The sequence below is a fragment of the Caballeronia eucalypticola genome, from assembly GCF_047608185.1.
In the GTDB taxonomy this organism is placed as follows: Bacteria; Pseudomonadota; Gammaproteobacteria; order Burkholderiales; family Burkholderiaceae; genus Caballeronia.
In genome coordinates this window covers 76,000-92,574 of record NZ_JBLKRU010000004.1, presented here as the reverse complement: position 1 = coordinate 92,574, position 16,575 = coordinate 76,000, and the positions used below count along the sequence as shown (strand labels likewise).

Below are 16,575 nucleotides of genomic sequence, written 5' to 3'. Positions count from 1 at the left end.
TAAAGTTCGGGGGTGGCGATGCGACGCTCCTGCTCCTAGGCTCTAGACGAACGGCACGCGGGCAACTGCCCCGTGATTCCGGTGCACGTTACGCCTCGGCGCACGCGCGCCATTTTGGGAAACACGTCATGACTCAAGACGAACCGACGTCACAACAAGTCCATGCGATCGAGTACATCGGCAGAGCTCTCGCGGATCGGGGACTTGATCTCGAACGGCTCGCCAACAGCATGCGCGCCGTAAGTCGCGAATCGGACGCAACGGGCAAAATCGGAGGTCCTCCGTGGCGCTCAGATGACGTGCGAGCTCTGAATATGAACCTCGTGCCTGCAGACCACGGGGGCTGCCCGGCCCTCCAGTCCCTCGTGGCGCAGGCGACATTGATGGCTTACCTCGGCGAAGCCGACGCAAGCCTGGCGCTTGCTTTGCCGGGCCCGGGGCTCGCCATGCCACCTGTCGTCGCGCTCGCCTCGACGGAGCAGCGCGAGCAGTTCTTGCGGCGATTCGAATCCGACGCGCCGCGCTGGGGAGCCTTTGCCATCACCGAGCCCGACTGTGGTTCCGACGCGACTGCCATGCGTACCAGCGCAATAAAGACCGGTCGTGGCTGGGTTCTGAACGGAACAAAGTGCTTTATCACGAACGGTGCGCGCGCCGACTGCGTGATCACGTTTGCAACGATCAACCGACAGATGGGCCGCTACGGTATCCGTGCATTCCTAGTGGACTGCAATACACCTGGATTCACGGTGTCGCGCATCGAGCGCATGGCTGGCCTGCGCGCGACCCAACTTGCCGTGCTCTCGTACACCGACTGCGAACTCACCGATGACGCGCTGCTCGCCCGCGGCGACGAAAAGCCGCTCGATGACGCATTCTCGGGTGCACAGCGGTCCTGGGACTACTTCAGGCCACTGCTTTCCGCAGTCATGGTCGGTACCTGTCGGCGAGTACGCGCGGACCTTAAGGTCTGGCTCGATGCGGGCGGCACGCCCGCGAACCGGCATCGAGGCGTGGCCAGTGTGCAGGCGTCGCTGCTCGATATCGATCGCCAGATCACGGCTGCATGGTTGCTTTGTCACTGCACGGCCTGGAAGGCGGATCAAGGCATCGCAACGTCAATGGACTCCTCCATGACCAAAGCGTTCGCCTCGCGTGTGACCGCACGGGTGACGGGCGCTGCAATGGAGCTCGCTGGTATCGATGGCATCGCCGCCTGTCCGTCGCTTGAGCAGGGTTACCGGGATGCCAAGGCGTTCGACATCATGGAAGGTACCGGCGACCTGCAGCGACTCATGATTGCGCGGGCAGCGCAGCGATCGACGGCACGTTCGTGGGACATCACGGACGTGCCTGGAGACTGCTCCAGCGCGCCGGACAATTCCAACGCCCACAGATCCGGGCAGGAGACATCTCATGACGCATAACCCGCACGGCCCCAGATTCGAGGAAATCGCAGCCACCATCAGGTCATGCCTGCTGTCGGCGATCGGCAGCACGATGGCTGCCGACCTGATCGCGGACGACACGAACCTGTTCGATGTCGGCGTTGACTCCATGAACATGACAGACCTGCTTCTTCAACTCGAGCAGCGTTTTGGCTTCACGCTCGCGCCGGAGGATCTTTCTGCCGATCTGTTCATGCGTTTCGACAACCTCGTCTCCTTCGTTGAATCCCATGTCTGTCGCAACTAACCACGTTCGCGAGCGAGCATGCATCGCGGCCACCGCGCGGTACGTCCCGCAAGCGCGCGTGCAGCCCGACGTGACGTTTGAGCAGCCAGCGGACACGCCTTCATTGGCGCGGGAGACCATCATGCGATCAGTTTATGCCGATACGCTGCGCTGGAGCCGCGAGGTGGCAGGCTCCGGTCCCGTCGATCATTCGTCGAAGTCGGTGCGCTTCGCCAGCGAGCCACATCACCTCCTCTCGGAAATGGCCTCAATGGTAGCGAGGGAAGCTATCCGGCGCCCCCCCGGGAAAGACAAACTCGCGCCGGATCAGATTATCGTCTGTGCGACAAGCTTCGAGCACGATCTCGCGCTCTCGTGCGCGGGTCGCCTACACAGCGAACTGGGGTCGACGGGCGTGCCGTTCGCGATCGGACAGCTCCAGGGCGTGTCCTTCTTTCTTGCGCTGCAGATGGCGGCCGACATGATGGCCAGCGAGAAGCGCATGTCCACCACACTGATCGTCGCGGCTGAACGCTGGCTGCCGCCATTCTCCCGCCAGACAGGTTCGCTGGCCGCATTGGGTGATGGGGCGGCTGCCGTATTGGTCAAGCGCCGGGCCGGACCCGGATGGCGCGTGCGCAGCGTTATGGTATGTACACCCTTCACCTCCGTTTCCACTCCGCCGCACGATGCCTTTATTGACGAAGCGGCTGTAGCCGAAGTCATCGGCGCGACGTGTACGCAGGCGGGCCTGAAACCCGCCGCACTTGACTGGATCGTGCCTCCGCGTATCAACGCAACCCTGGCACGTGAGGTCAACGCACGGGCCCGACTGCCTGCCGAGCGAATGTGGTATCCGGACCCGGGGGACATCGGGTACCTGTGTGCCGCAGACGCGCCCGTGCAACTCGACATGCTGTTGCAGTCGGCTGCTCCGGCGCACGGTCAACGCATCCTGCTTTGGTCTGTCGGCTTCCAGGGACAGGCCGCCTGCGCGATCCTCGAGTTTCGCGGGAGCTAGCGATGTCTGCGCCCCTGCCCGACTCCATGCTGTCCGTGTCCGGAATCGCGTTCAGCCTTCCGTCCCGCACGGTCGATGTGGCCACCTGGGCGAGTCGCTGCGGATTGCCCGAGGCGCGCGCGAGTGCATTGCTGCGCAACGGTGTGCAGCAATTCCACGATGCTGCAGCGCAGTCACCGGTCACCTTTGCATGCGAAGCGGTTGCCGCCCTGCTCGAAGACACCGGCGCGACACCGGCAAGCATTGATGCACTCGTGTACACGCACACAATCCAGAGCAGCGTCCTCGCACCGCCGGCCGGTACCGCGGCGTTCATTCAGTCCCGCATGGGACTGAATCGCGCACTCGCATTTTCGGTGATGCAGCAAAATTGCGTCTCGCCGATGGCCACCATCCGCATGCTGCGCGTGCTTACCGTCGCAGGTCTGCCCATCCAGCGGGCGATCGTTGTCTGCGCGGATGTGATGGGCTCAGGCTGCGATCATCTGCGCGCCATCCAGGACCTTGCGCTGCACAGCGACGGGGCGTGCGCAATCCTCCTGGAGCGTGGTACCGGCCGCAACTGCATTGTGGGGCTGCATCTTTATACGGACGGTCGCTACTTCCGCGGCACCGACGACGACCTGCAGCCCGTGTCGGATGACCGTTACTACTGGTCGGCATTCACGACGATGCGTGCGGCCCTGGCAGAGGCAGGCATCACGGCTAATGAACTCTTCCATGTCCTGCCTCACCACGTCAACCTCCCCGGATGGTCCCGCCTACTGACCATGCTCTCCGTACCCCAGGAGCACCTTTTCACCGCTAATTTCGGGCGCCTCGGCCACGTGTTCGGCGCAGACCCCTTCATCAACTTACACACCGCGCCAAACGGGCAACCGGGTTCCTGCTCCCTGCTGTTCTCCAGCGGACTTGCCGGCTGCTTTGGCGCGATGGTAATCCGCCACTGATTCTGACCTTCATTGCGACCCGGACATGAGAAACCTCCTTGACCTTGTGCAGTCGGCAGCACGCCGCACACCTGATGCGCAGGCGCTCGTTTGCGGCGATGTCCGTGTGACCTACGACGAACTGCTGCGGCGCAGCCACGCGTTCGGGCAAGCATTGTCTTCCCTCGACATGGCTCCAGGCGCGCGCGTCGCAATCTTTCTCGACAAACGTATTGAGACCGTTGTCTCGATGCTCGGCGCTTGCGCGGCGGGTTGCGTGTTCGTCCCGGTCAATCCGCTCCTGAAACCGAACCAGGTGGCTCACGTGCTTCGCGACAGTGGCGCCCGGTGCCTCGTGAGCACCGGATTGCGCGCCGGTCCCCTCGCTGCAGAAGGTGTTGCACCGGTAACCGATCTGATTCTCGTCGATGGGGTCGACCCGGCAGTTTCGGGCCCCGAGACCACGGTCCGCGTGCATCGCTGGCCGCGCGCCGAGACCGCCGGCCCCGACAATGCCCCGATCCCGGAATTGTCCGAAGCGACGATCGACAGCGACCTGGCCGCCCTTCTGTACACCTCCGGCTCGACAGGCCTGCCTAAGGGCGTGATGCTCAGCCACAGGAATCTGCTCGAAGGTGCCTGGAGCGTGGCCGACTATCTGCGTCACGAGCCGTCTGACCGCATCCTCGCCGTCCTGCCCCTGAGCTTCGATGCGGGGCTAAGCCAGCTGACTTCGGCTTGGTCCGCGGGCGCGACAGCGGTGCTTCTGAATTACCTCACCGCACACGATGTCGTCCTTACGTGCGAGCGGGAACACATCACTGCGATTACGGGTGTGCCGCCACTGTGGATGCAACTCGCAGCCGCGACGTGGCCGGACGGCCCGCGCAACACACTGCGCTACTTCGCGAACACCGGAGGTCGCCTGCCGCTGCCGGTACTGCAGAGACTCAGGGCGCTGTTTCCGCAGGCCGCACCCTTTCTGATGTACGGGCTGACCGAAGCGTTCCGTTCCACGTTTCTCGATCCAGCTCAAGTCGACCGGCGGCCCGACTCGATCGGCAAGGCCGTGCCCAATGCGCGGGTGCTCGTCGTCCGGGAGGACGGTTCGCCGTGCGCGCCCGATGAACCCGGCGAGCTGGTACACGTGGGCGCGTGCGTCACACTCGGTTACTGGAACGACGCCGCACGCAGCGCACAACGCTACCGCCCTTCGCCCGAAGCAAAAGCGGGTGGCACGCCGCGTGACGTGGCGGTCTGGTCCGGAGACCTCGTGCGGCGCGACAACGATGGTTTTCTCTATTTCATCGCGCGCAATGACGCCCAGATCAAGAGTTCGGGCTACCGGATCAGCCCGGAAGAAATCGAGGAAACGATCCACGCAAGCGGGCTAGTCGTGGAAGCGGTCGCCGTGGGTATCCCTGATGACGAGCTTGGCGAAGCTGTCGCGCTGCTCGTCGTCCTCGCAGGTGGCTCAGGTGTCGACAATCTGCGCGACTGGTGCATGCAGCGCCTGCCACGTTACATGGTCCCCCGAGACATCGTGAGCTGTGCGGAGATCCCACGCAATCCCAACGGGAAATTCGACCGGGTGGCGTTGCGCACAGGGCTTACCTCGTTTGAGCGCACTTCAGGGGAGAAATCATCGTGAGCCTGACTTTCATCCGGCGGCCTCTGGGCCTGCAGTTCGGTGGCGTGGACGTGGGCCAGCTGGCCGACCGTGCCGGGCGCACACCGTTTTTCGCGTACGACCGCTCAGTGATCGATGCCCGCATCCGAGAACTGCGCAGCCTGCTGCCCTGCGGCATACACCTGCACTACTCGATCAAGGCGAATCCAATGCCCGCCGTGATCCACTACCTCGCCGCGCGGGTCGACGGTTTCGATGTCGCTTCGGCACAGGAGATGGCGCTCGCGCTCGATGCCGGCACCACGCCAGGCGCAATCGGCTTTGCCGGGCCGGGCAAGTCTCACGACGACCTGCGACGTGCCATCGCCAGCGGGGTCAACGTGCACGTTGAATCACAAACCCAGCTGCAGCTCGTCACCGCGCTCGGATGGGAGCTCGGCGTGACGCCCAGCGTGGCGATCCGCGTCAATCCCGACTTTCAGGTCGCGCACAGTGGCATGCGCATGGGTGGCGGTGCGGCGCCCTTCGGCGTCGATGTCGACCAGGTGCCGGCGCTGCTGCGCGAACTCGAAGCGCGGGAAGTCGGACTCGCCGGCTTTCACATCTTCTGGGGCTCGCAGTGCTTGCACGCTGCGACCGTCATCGAGGCGCAACGCCAGAGTGTTGAACTCATCTTCCGGCTGGCCAGCGCTCTGCCTCAACCGCTGCGGTTTGTGAATCTTGGTGGCGGCTTTGGCATCCCCTACTTCCCGGGAGAAACACCACTCGACGTGAAGGCAGTCTGCGAGGCAATGCACGACTGGCTACCACGGCTTTACGAACGTCTGCCCGAAACGACGCCGATCCTGGAGCTTGGCCGTTACCTGGTGGGTGAGGCGGGGATCTACGTATGCCGCGTGATCGACCGAAAGCTCTCGCGCGGCAAAACCTTCGTCATCACGGATGGCGGCATGCATCATCACCTGGCTGCCTCCGGCAACTTCGGTCAGGTCCTTCGCCGTAACTTTCCAGTCATCATCGGAAACCGTCCCGAGGGTGTGGCACGCGAACGCTGTCACGTGGTGGGCTGCCTGTGCACGCCGCTCGACCGTCTTGCGGACGACATTGAACTTCCCGAAGTCCATATCGGTGATTTCGTCGTGGTGCAACAGTCGGGCGCGTATGGGCGCTCGGCAAGCCCGCTACGTTTTCTCAGTCATCCCGAACCCGTCGAAATGCTCGTGTGAGCCGGCGACATCCGGAGAAACATCATGGCATCCCGTGAGTCCGTTGTGGCAGACCTGACACCACCATCCTGGGCACTCAGCGACGACCAGCGAGGGCTGGCTATGGCCGCAAGGCAGTTTGCACGCGAGCGCCTCGAGCCTTTGCTGGGCCGTCCACTGGACCCTGCCCTGTGGAGCGAGAGCGTCAGGCTCGCGGCGACGCTCGACCTCGCGACGATGATCCTGCCGCAGCAGGCGGGGGGCATGGGAATCAGCCGCCACGACCTGGCACTTGTCGTTGAACAGTTCGCAGCGGGTCCGCTGGAACGCGCGGCGGAGCTGACCCTCAGCAGCCCCGCACTGCTGACGCTGCGCGAATACAATGCACTCGACCTGCTACCCGATCGGGATATCCAGCACTACTTTGACGGCACCACATCCATTGCGCTGGGTATCCCGGACGTCGATGCTTCGGGCCTCTGGGTATTGCGTCAACATCCAGCATCGCCCGCAATAATGATCCGCATGGACGATGAACGTCCGCAGCTCGTGCTCGCGACGATGCCTGGAGAGCCGAACACCCAAGGGGCCGCACCTGTTGCCATGCTCGGCGCGTTATACATCGAGCGATGCACAACCGTGCCCGCTGGCGACGCTCCCCTCCTCGGCGAATTCAAGAACGCAAGGCACGTCAGCCGAGATCCGGTACGGCAATGGCTCGTCGATACAGCCGTCTACTTCGCCGCGCTGCTTTCTGGCGCCATGCAGCAGTGCATTGACTTCGCTCTTGCCTATAGCGTGACCCGACAGGCCTTCCGCAAGCCGATCGTCGCCTATCAACTTGTCGCTGCCCGGCTCGCCGACATGCTCATGTCCGCGCACACCATACACCTCGTTCTCCGCTCGGTTGCAGCGCAGGATACGCAGGCGCAGAGCGCCCACGTTTCGCACATGGCCCGTCACGTTGCCACCGAAGCGATGGAAATTGCGCGGGACCTTGTGCAGCTTTGCGGTGGTCATGGCTACGTAGAAGGCCTCCCCCCAGCTGCACGGCTACTGACGGTGCCCTGGTTTGCGATGCTGTTGATCAAGGTCGAGGCCGCACTGCACACATTCACCGCGTCTGCGTGAGGCATTCACCAGCAGGAGATTCGACGTGAGCAGCAAAGATCAGGCACAACCAGAAGCGCACCAGACTGAAGGATCCCGCCAGACGGGAGGAGGATCCTGTTCGTGCTGGCTTCGTGAACCTAAGAGCAACGATGTGAATGACATCGCGGCTTGGCTGGCCGATCCGGATATCAACCAGTGGTTCGATTTCGCTCAGGGCCGCCAGACGCTTCCCGTGCTCGCCGTGCAGCTCATGATCCAGAGCGGTCGACATCGCCTGCGGGTGTTCGGATGCGCGGGCGAGGAGGCCGCAAGCGGTCTTGTTGCCGTCAGCGATCTAGCACATGCATTCGGCACCGGCTCGTTCTGGGTACTTCGCGACAGCCGGCGGCCCGCCTCCAGGAACATGACGTTTGTCGCCTCCACCACGCTTCTGCGCGAGGCGTTCGCAAGCGACCGGCTGCACTGCATCACCGCGTGGGCCGTGGACTGCAACGTGCGCTCGCGCCGCCTGCTCGAACGGATCGGCTTTCGCCTAATCGGACTGCAGCGCGATTGCCACGTCATGCACGGATCGCGGTTTGGGCGCGTACTCTATGATTTGCTGCCAGTTGATCTCGCCAATGACTCCGGCTCGCCCGTGGGTGGCGCATGAACACGCCCATCATCACCGCATTAGCGACTTGGGTGCCAGACCCCATACCGCTGTCCCGATGGAGGGCGCTTGAGTCAGCACTGCGCGCGAGCGGGCATCCCGGTTGGGACGCATGGATGAGGTCCTGGCATCCCGACTACGGGCACTGGCTGGAGGCATGGCCGGGTGAGGAAAGCGCAGAGTCACTCCCTGTGCATTGCGATCTGCCACCACCCGACATGACCTGCGCGGTGCCGGTCGAAACTGAAACGGATCTTTCGGGACTCGCCGCAAGAGTGGCGAACGTGATCTGCGCCGCCCGCCCGCGCAGCGCACGCCCGGTCGATGTCGTGATGTTCTGCCATAGCAGTCCGGACGAACACGTTTCGGCCACGATTGCCGGACGGCTGTGTGCCGAAGTCGGTACCCCGTGCTTTGCTTTTTCGCTCTCGCAGCAATGTGGCGTGTCGCCGTTCACGGCATTGCGGCTTGCGTCCGACCTTTTCGTCGCTGAACCGGATGCCCACACGATACTGGTTGTCGCCGCGGAGAAGTGGCGCCCACCGTTTTCCAGAATACGCGCACCTGGCATCGTGCACGGTGACGCCGCAGGCGCCCTGCTCGTTGAAAGAACCGCCCCCGGAGCAAGTGGCTTGCAGTTGCTCGATGCTGCAGCCCGGCACGTTCCCGTTGACATCCACCACCGTGCAGGCGGATCCCCCGATGCCCGGACATTCACCCTGCTATCGATGATCGAGTCTGTGCTCGCAAGACACGGTCTTCGTCACGGTGAAATTGACGAGGTTGTCGGGCACCCGGGTATTCCTTCGCTCACGGACGCCGTATGCGAGCTGCTCGGCCGACCGGACACGGGAGTACAGCACAAACATTGGGTTCATCTCGGCGCCGCCGAATCCATCGTACGCCTTGCATACACGCTCAGCCGCGCCGCCTGTTGCGGGACACGCCGCGTGCTGCTGTGGGGCCACGGCATGGGCGGCTTTGTGGGCACAGCGCTGCTTGAAGCGCACGGCTCACCCTACCTTTATGAGCACGACGATTTCCGGTCCATCTCATGATTCCCGATCTCGGCATACCGCACGTCGCATTTCATCTTCCCCGACGCATCCACGACGTGCGGAACTGGGGAGAGCGAACCCGGCAGAAGACCGCCACCGTGCAGAACCTGATGCGAGCCGGGGTGCGTTACTACCGCAGCGCCGATGGGCAGAGCGCAATCGGACTTGCCGCCAGCGCAATCCAGCGCCTCTTGCTTGCCTCCGGTGTCTCACCTGGTGAAGTCGACTGCATCGTCTACGTGCATACGCTCCAGGGCAGCATTGCGCCACCGCCGCAGTCGCTACCCGGCCTGCTCTGTGACCGGTTCGGTTTCACCAACGCCGAGGCCTTCTCGTTCGCGCAGCAGCATTGCGCATCCGCCCTTGGTGCACTGCGTGTGATTCGCGCGATGTTCATCGCCCGGCCCCATCTGAAACGGGTACTGCTCGTCGGCGCCGACGTCATGCCGATCGAATCTGAAAGAATAATGAAAGATGAGGGAATTCTGAGTGACGGCGCATTCGCGGTCATCGTTGAGCGCGGCGCTGCCGTGAACCGCCTGCTTGCGGTCGCGACGCACGCCAGCGGCCTGGGCTGGCGAGGGGTGCTGGCGAATGACGAACCGCGCCTGGCAGCGCAGAATTTCTTCAGCACGCGCAGCCTGATCAGGCAGACAGTCCAACAGACACATTTCACACTGGACGACATCCAGCGCATCCTGCCTCACCATCTGGACCTGCCTGCGTGGCGCCGCCTGCTCGATTCGCTTCACATCCCGCAGGACCGACTGTTCGCGGAGAATTTTGCCCGCATCGGCCACGTCACCGTCAGCGATGCGTTCATCAATCTCGCCCAGTGTCATGACCTGGTGCCGGGCAGGCCGCTGCTGCTCCTTGCCCGGGGCGTCGGAGGGTTTTCAGCAGCAGCGTTGCTGGTCCATTAGGCCATCGTTAGGCCGGCTCGGCCCCCGCTTCGGTCCGCTTGCCCCACCTGCACCATTGGTATGGTTGTAGTCCCTTACATAATTCACTGCGCGGCAATCTGCAGACTATAATAAAAGTGAATGCACTGGGGCGGGCGCATAGTACGTGTCGAGTTGGCCAATACCGGTGCCGCGACCTGCGGCAATCGTAGGCGGGCCTGTGACTGGTGACTCACTCCCGGAAACGTGTGTCGCATGAACCGCTCCGCCGTTGAGTACGGGCCTCGTTCTCATGTGGCACTTGAACTTCCATACTCTGTGGCGCAGCGCCGGGGTAGCGAACATGAAACACGTCTCTCGACGCCGTTCGACGGAGGGCCAGCGCAGGCCGTCACTCACATCTGATCGTCCGCAACCTGGCGCACCGGTCATGCGTCTTGCAAATGCCACTGACATTCCTTCCCTCGTCGAGTCTTTCGGCCATGCAGCTGGGAAACTCGGCTTCCCGCATTACGTGATTAGCCGCGTTACGCGAAGCCGTTCGAGCTGTACCCGGCAAACAGCGCTTGAGATGATTGGCTCACACTATCCTCAAGAGTGGGTGCGGCACTACGAAAGCCGGGATTATGCGGCCACCGACCCCGTTCATCGGGCTGCGTTCCTCCAGTCGGCTCCCTACCGGTGGCATGACATCATCGGGCTGAGCAAAGCCGAGCGTCGGCTACTTGACGAAGCCAGAGAGGCCGGACTACCCGCGGGAATCAGTATCCCGGCCCACCAGTGCGATGGCAGTATCCTGCTGTTCAACCTGTCCGGCTCTCTGCGTTCCGTCAACAATGCAAGCAACTCTCGGCTGGCATACCTGATCAGCGCACAGTTTCACTTCGAACTGCATCGCCTCGCACTAATACCTTCAAGAAGAGCGACACACCTGCTTACACCGCGTCAGCTCGAATGTCTGACCTGGGTCGCCCGGGGGAAAACCTCGGCCGAGATTGGCGAGATCCTTGGGTGCTCCCGCCATACCGTTGACTACCACATCGAAGAAGCAATGGAGGCCCTCAACATCCGCAGCAGGACGGCCGCTGCAGTCCACGCGACCATACAGGGCATCATAAAACCCTAAATCTGTTTTTCCTGCGATTTTCACCGCACCTCCAACCCGTCGCCTTATAAGAGGCGCGCATCACTGCACGCCCGCGGCTACTCGTCGACACCCTCCCAAAGCTCAGAGTTTCTGGCGCACAGACACGCTGATAGCGTCGTGTCAACGGCTGTCAACGCCTAACACGAGGGAGGAGCCCATGTCATACATCGTCGCCGGCAGGCTTGATGACCTGCCATCGGATATCCGTGACCATCTCGGAATCTTTCGCCATAAGGTCTTTGTCCAGCGCCTGCACTGGGAAATACCCGGCGTGTCCCACGATACGACGAGCGAATGGGACAAATTCGACGGAGACGCTACGGTCCATCTAGTCGCACTGTCCGCAGACTACGCGGTGTGCGGGTGTGCGCGGCTCATGCCCACCACAGGACCCTATCTGCTGCGTGAGGTCTTTCCGAAACTTGCAGGCCCAGATTCACTGCCGTCATTACCTTCGATATGGGAGATGTCGCGATTCGCCGGATCTGGACTGCCGGACCATCGAGCCGGCTCAACGTCGGGCATGTCGTTGTTTCCTTACGCCATGGCGCTCGCCCTCTCGTTCGGCGCGACACGCGTGATCGGCGTGGTCTCGCCTTCCGTTGCACGTCTGTACCGGCGCTTCGGGCTCGATCTGCGCGATATCGGCGTTGGCACGGCACCGGGCTACGGCAATATCGTTGCGTGCTCAATCAATCTGGACCCTGCCGCGTTCCACAAACTCCAGTGCGATCCAGTCACGCTTCTGAACTCGATCACCCGCTTCGGACAGCTTCCACTCGCAGATACTGGCATGCCGGGTCATTCGCATTCGACTGAAGCGAGCGCGGCGACGTGCCCCTCGCAATTTGGGACACCAGAACAGACCACACGCACGCGACAGTCTCGACAACCAGCCCCTGAGATCAGCGCATGCCTGCAGGGCGGCAATGGTGCCGATTGTCGGCCTCCTTCATCCAGTCCGGCCTGATTGCTGACGCATAGGCCTGCCCGCTGCGCGAAGCATCACCATTCCGCTGCGAACTCAAGCCCAGGCGCTCGTCGATCGCGTGCGCGACGGTCGCAGACTTCGGAGGATGATCGCAATCGCAGTCCGCCCAGAACGTACACATCGCATCGAACAGGACCGACAGTATCAACGTCACGTAGGGCAGTTTCACGGTGATGCCCTCCTCTGGGCGGTCACGAGCGAACTTGCCCCGATGCTCCTGGAACTCGTTCACGGGCATCATGATCCGCAGGGCATCGAGTTCACGCTGCAGGCGATTTTCAAATGAGTAGTGAACGGTCGCCGAATGCGCAAGCGCCTTGCGCAGCTCGCAGAGCTGCCGGTCCTTCATCTCCATGCATCTGGTGAGCCGACGGACTTCGGCTTCAGCCTGCTGCAAACGTTGATCAGGAGCAGCGTGCGCCGATAGCATGAGTGGGGCGCTTTCCATGCCAGTGCTTGTCCCTGCGTTGAGTTCTTTCATGATGTTCCCTGCCTCAAATGCGCATGCTTGTATCGTTCCGGCCGCACAACCGCGAGTCTCCGTCGCAAATCAATCGTGATGGTTAATCGCTGCGCAGTCGTCGGACTTCAGCCACGTATCCTTTTTCGGTTTTATCAGACGAAATAACAACTACGAAAAAAGACAGGGTGTGCCGTATCGGAGTCAGCATGGAGATGCAGCAGGAGTGTCGAGAATTTTTAAACGCAGGAAGGTCGCCTCTCTTTGTTGATCTGGAGGCGAGAACACGAAACCTGAAAGAGAGATTTCGACCGTTGATGGGGTTGTCGTAAATACGCAACCAATATATGGAAATCGTACTTTCTGATTACTCGCAAGTTAGTAGGCGCGGTGTTTTTACGCGATGGCTCGGCAGCGCCGTGAATCGCAGCAACATCGATTTTCAGCATAAAAAAACCGCCTGGTCCTGCCTCATTGGCAAGACCAGGCGGTCTTCAACATCTCCATAATCAATCGCTAACTTACTTCTTAAAGTTAGCCACGCCGTCCGTGATTTCCTTATGCGCTGCGTCCACGCCTTGCCAGCCTTCGACCTTCACCCATTTGCCTTTCTCAAGCGCCTTGTAGTGCTCAAAGAAATGCTTGATCTGGTCTTTCAGATATTCCGGCACGTCATCGACCGTCTTCATGTGCGCCGTCATCGGGCAAATCTTGTCATGGGCAACAGCAACCAGCTTTGCATCGACACCCGATTCGTCCGTCATCTGCAGCATGCCCAATGCGCGTGCCCGAACCACGGATCCAGCCAGCAACGGGAACGGCGTAATCACCAGCACGTCGACGGGATCGCCGTCACCTGAAAGCGTCTGCGGAATGAAACCGTAATTCGCCGGGTAACGCATGCCGGTGCCGATAAAACGGTCGACCACGAGCAGGCCCATGTCTTTGTCCGCTTCGTACTTCACCGGATCGCTTTGCGCCGGGATTTCGATGATCACGTTGAAGTCCTGCGGAAGATCCTTACCTGCGGGTACGTTGTTAAAGCTCATATGCACTCTCTTCAAAGTGGAAATTCGGTGTCGGAGATAAACGTATCGGTACGCACCAACGCCGCATTTTGCTGCAACGCGACAACACGCGCGAAGCGCGAACGCCCTGACTGCAACGCTGCGTGGAAGTTTTACGTTTGGCCATGAAACGGCCCAATTACTTCATTATAGCCAATCGAAGAGTGCGCTCCGCCGTTCGCGGCGAGCCGGGAAAACGGCGCAAAATAGGTTGTCGACATGTGATCGCTAACGTAAATGACCTCAAACAAAGTGAATGAAGCGCCGCGCAATGAACTGACGCGACGGCGCGCCCCCTAACCAACAGCCACGGAGACAGGAGTCAGGCATGGAAGAGGCAAAGCATTTCATCGGCAACCAGTGGGTGGCGCCGGCAAGCCACGAGAGCATTGCCGTCATCGATCCGTCCGACGGCCAGGTCTTCGCGCAACTCGCGCGTGGCAACGCAGCCGATATCGACCGCGCGGTCCAGGCAGCACGCCACGCGTACGAAGGCCCGTGGGGCCACGCAAGCGCCGCCGATCGAGGACGCGTGCTGTACAGGCTTTCGATGATCATCGCCGCCCATCAGGACGAACTGGCGCATCTCGAAGCACGAGACACCGGCAAACCCCTGAAGCAAGCCCACGCCGACGCAGCGGGCATCGCGCGGTATTTCGAGTTCTACGCAGGCGCCGCCGACAAGCTTCACGGCGAGACCTTGCCCTATCAAACCGGCTACACCGTCCTCACGATCCGCGAACCGCACGGCGTGACCGGACATATCGTGCCCTGGAACTACCCATTGCAAATCTTCGGGCGCAGCGTCGGCGCGGCGCTCGCGGCCGGCAACGCGTGCGTCGTAAAGCCGGCGGAGGACGCGTGTTTATCGATACTGCGCATTGCCGAACTCGCCGCCGAAGCGGGCTTGCCGGAAGGCGCGCTGAACATCGTCACGGGGTATGGATACGAAGCCGGCGCGGCCCTGGCAAGACATCCGGGCATCGATCACATCTCGTTCACGGGATCGCCGGCAACGGGCGCGGCGGTGGTCAAGATGGCCGCCGATAACCACGTCCCCGTCACGCTCGAACTCGGCGGCAAGTCGCCGCAGATCGTTTTCGCCGATGCCGACTTCGACGCCGCCCTGCCCGTGCTTGTCTCGGCGATCGTGCAAAACGCGGGGCAGACGTGCTCGGCGGGCAGCCGCGTATTGATCGAGCGATCGGCGTACGAGCCGCTGCTCGAGCGGTTGTCGGCGGCGTTCAGCGCGTTGAAGGTGGGCCCCAGTAAGCTCGATCTCGATTGCGGTCCGCTGATCAGCGCGAAGCAGCAGCAACGCGTATGGGATTTTCTCTCCGATGCCCAGCACGATGGCATCGCGATGGCCGCGCACGGCGAAGTGGTTTCTGAAGCGCCCGAAGCGGGCTTTTATCAGGCGCCGACGCTCTTGCGCGATGTCCCGCCGTCGCATCGGCTCGCTCGCGAGGAAGTGTTCGGCCCGGTGCTGTGCGCGATGCCCTTCGATGACGAAGCCGACGCGGTGAGGCTCGCCAACGGCACGGACTTCGGCCTGGTCGCGGGCGTCTGGACACGCGATGGCGGCAGACAGATGCGCATTGCCCGCAAGGTGCGCTCAGGGCAAGTGTTCATCAATAACTACGGTGCGGGCGGCGGCGTGGAACTGCCGTTCGGCGGCGTCAAGCATTCGGGCCATGGCCGCGAAAAAGGCTTCGAAGCGTTGTATGGATTCACGGTGCTGAAAACCATCGCCATTAAACATGGTTAAGCAGTAAACACAGGAGACGACATGAGACTGCAAGGCAAGACTGCGATTGTGACCGGCGGCGGATCGGGATTCGGCGAAGGTATTGCGAAGACGTTTGCGCGCGAAGGCGCGAACGTCGTGGTGAATGACCTCAACGGCGAGGCGGCCGAGCGCGTCGCGAGCGAGATTGCGGTGAGCGGCGGCAAGGCGATCGCGGTCCCCGGCGACGTGACAAAACAAGCCGACTGGCAAACGCTGTTCGACGCTGCCATCGAAGACTTCGGCAGCGTCCAGGTCGTGGTGAACAACGCGGGCACGACGCATCGAAACAAGCCGGTGATGGAAATTACCGAAGCCGAATTCGACCGCGTCTATGCGGTGAATGTGAAGAGCATCTACTTCAGCGTCGCGCAATTCGTGCCCTACTTCCGCAAGGTTGGCGGGGGATCGTTTATCAACATTGCATCGACGGCGGGCGTGCGGCCGCGGCCTGGTCTGATCTGGTACAACGGCAGCAAGGCGGCGGTGATTATCGCGAGCAAGGCGCTGGCGGTCGAGCTTGGGCCGGACCGGATTCGCGTCAACTGCATCAACCCGGTGATGGGCGAAACGGGTTTGCTCTCGGAGTTCATGGGCATGGAAGACACGCCCGCGAACCGTCAGAAGTTTCTCGCGACCATTCCGCTCGGCCGCCTTTCGACTCCGCAGGACATTGCGAATGCCGCGCTGTATCTTGCCTCCGATGACGCCGAGTTCATCACCGGCGTGGCGTTGGAAGTGGACGGCGGGCGCTGCGTTTGAGCGTTCGAATTTCGCGCTTTTGAGCAACTTTCAAGCATGCGTGAAACGGTATCCGGTGCTTGCGCACCGGATGCCGATCATCGGTGTATTCCCCATAGAAAACAGATGGTTGCGGCTTGGAGCGAGCGGCTAAAATCGACAGCATATTTTCCCATCGATAAAAATAGTCAGGAGACAA

Annotated in this window: 16 protein-coding genes; 14 read left to right on the top strand and 2 right to left on the bottom strand. The window is 61.9% G+C overall.

Annotated elements, in window-relative coordinates:
- Positions 1-128 precede the first annotated feature (128 nt).
- The 12 genes from ACMX25_RS06770 (at position 129) to ACMX25_RS06715 (ending at position 12,301) form a co-directional block, all read left to right on the top strand.
- Entirely contained in the window at positions 129-1,427 is a 1,299-nt protein-coding gene (locus tag ACMX25_RS06770; protein WP_414948787.1) for an acyl-CoA dehydrogenase family protein, read from the top strand.
- Positions 1,417-1,695: an acyl carrier protein gene (locus tag ACMX25_RS06765; protein ID WP_414948785.1), complete on the top strand. Its 279-nt coding sequence runs from the start codon at positions 1,417-1,419 to the stop codon at positions 1,693-1,695. Before ACMX25_RS06770 ends, ACMX25_RS06765 begins: the two co-directional genes overlap by 11 nt.
- A gap of 121 nt (positions 1,696-1,816) precedes the next feature.
- Positions 1,817-2,695 (top strand): 3-oxoacyl-[acyl-carrier-protein] synthase III C-terminal domain-containing protein, encoded by an 879-nt coding sequence (locus tag ACMX25_RS06760; protein WP_414948783.1) that lies wholly within the window; start codon positions 1,817-1,819, stop codon positions 2,693-2,695.
- Between the two features lie 2 nt (positions 2,696-2,697).
- A complete protein-coding gene (locus ACMX25_RS06755; RefSeq protein ID WP_414948782.1) occupies positions 2,698-3,645 on the top strand; it encodes a 3-oxoacyl-[acyl-carrier-protein] synthase III C-terminal domain-containing protein in 948 nt (315 codons plus the stop codon).
- A 25-nt stretch (positions 3,646-3,670) separates the two neighbouring features.
- Positions 3,671-5,275 (top strand): acyl-CoA ligase (AMP-forming), exosortase A system-associated, encoded by a 1,605-nt coding sequence (locus ACMX25_RS06750; RefSeq protein ID WP_414948781.1) that lies wholly within the window; start codon positions 3,671-3,673, stop codon positions 5,273-5,275.
- On the top strand, positions 5,272-6,480 hold the full coding sequence (locus tag ACMX25_RS06745; RefSeq protein ID WP_414948780.1) for a pyridoxal-dependent decarboxylase, exosortase A system-associated: 1,209 nt from the start codon (positions 5,272-5,274) through the stop codon (positions 6,478-6,480). The genes ACMX25_RS06750 and ACMX25_RS06745 overlap by 4 nt, the downstream gene beginning before the upstream one ends.
- A gap of 24 nt (positions 6,481-6,504) precedes the next feature.
- The gene (locus ACMX25_RS06740; RefSeq protein WP_414948778.1) at positions 6,505-7,590 is read left to right on the top strand and encodes an acyl-CoA dehydrogenase family protein; all 1,086 of its coding nucleotides are present in this window, start codon (positions 6,505-6,507) and stop codon (positions 7,588-7,590) included.
- A 25-nt stretch (positions 7,591-7,615) separates the two neighbouring features.
- Positions 7,616-8,224, top strand: a complete 609-nt coding sequence (locus tag ACMX25_RS06735; RefSeq protein WP_414948777.1) for a GNAT family N-acetyltransferase — start codon at positions 7,616-7,618, stop codon at positions 8,222-8,224.
- Positions 8,221-9,282: a 3-oxoacyl-ACP synthase gene (locus ACMX25_RS06730; protein ID WP_414948776.1), complete on the top strand. Its 1,062-nt coding sequence runs from the start codon at positions 8,221-8,223 to the stop codon at positions 9,280-9,282. Before ACMX25_RS06735 ends, ACMX25_RS06730 begins: the two co-directional genes overlap by 4 nt.
- Positions 9,279-10,205 carry a 3-oxoacyl-[acyl-carrier-protein] synthase III C-terminal domain-containing protein gene (locus tag ACMX25_RS06725; RefSeq protein ID WP_414948775.1) on the top strand — a complete coding sequence of 309 codons (927 nt, stop codon included), beginning with the start codon at positions 9,279-9,281 and terminating at the stop codon, positions 10,203-10,205. Before ACMX25_RS06730 ends, ACMX25_RS06725 begins: the two co-directional genes overlap by 4 nt.
- A 409-nt stretch (positions 10,206-10,614) precedes the next feature.
- On the top strand, positions 10,615-11,310 hold the full coding sequence (locus ACMX25_RS06720; RefSeq protein ID WP_414948774.1) for a LuxR family transcriptional regulator: 696 nt from the start codon (positions 10,615-10,617) through the stop codon (positions 11,308-11,310).
- 178 nt (positions 11,311-11,488) lie between these two features.
- Complete coding sequence (locus tag ACMX25_RS06715; protein WP_414948772.1) at positions 11,489-12,301, top strand: acyl-homoserine-lactone synthase; 813 nt, start codon at positions 11,489-11,491, stop codon at positions 12,299-12,301.
- On the opposite strand, the gene ACMX25_RS06710 is transcribed toward ACMX25_RS06715, so the two are convergent.
- The gene (locus tag ACMX25_RS06710; RefSeq protein WP_414948771.1) at positions 12,237-12,677 is read right to left on the bottom strand and encodes a hypothetical protein; all 441 of its coding nucleotides are present in this window, start codon (positions 12,675-12,677) and stop codon (positions 12,237-12,239) included. The genes ACMX25_RS06715 and ACMX25_RS06710 overlap by 65 nt on opposite strands.
- A gap of 626 nt (positions 12,678-13,303) precedes the next feature.
- Entirely contained in the window at positions 13,304-13,831 is a 528-nt protein-coding gene (gene ppa, locus ACMX25_RS06705) for an inorganic diphosphatase (RefSeq protein WP_213768343.1), read from the bottom strand.
- A 346-nt stretch (positions 13,832-14,177) separates the two neighbouring features.
- On the opposite strand from ppa, the gene ACMX25_RS06700 reads away from it, so the two are divergent.
- Both ACMX25_RS06700 and ACMX25_RS06695 read left to right on the top strand, forming a co-directional pair.
- Entirely contained in the window at positions 14,178-15,617 is a 1,440-nt protein-coding gene (locus ACMX25_RS06700; RefSeq protein WP_414948770.1) for an aldehyde dehydrogenase family protein, read from the top strand.
- Positions 15,618-15,638: 21 nt separating this feature from the next.
- The gene (locus tag ACMX25_RS06695) at positions 15,639-16,397 is read left to right on the top strand and encodes an SDR family oxidoreductase (protein ID WP_414948769.1); all 759 of its coding nucleotides are present in this window, start codon (positions 15,639-15,641) and stop codon (positions 16,395-16,397) included.
- The last annotated feature ends 178 nt before the right edge of the window (positions 16,398-16,575 follow it).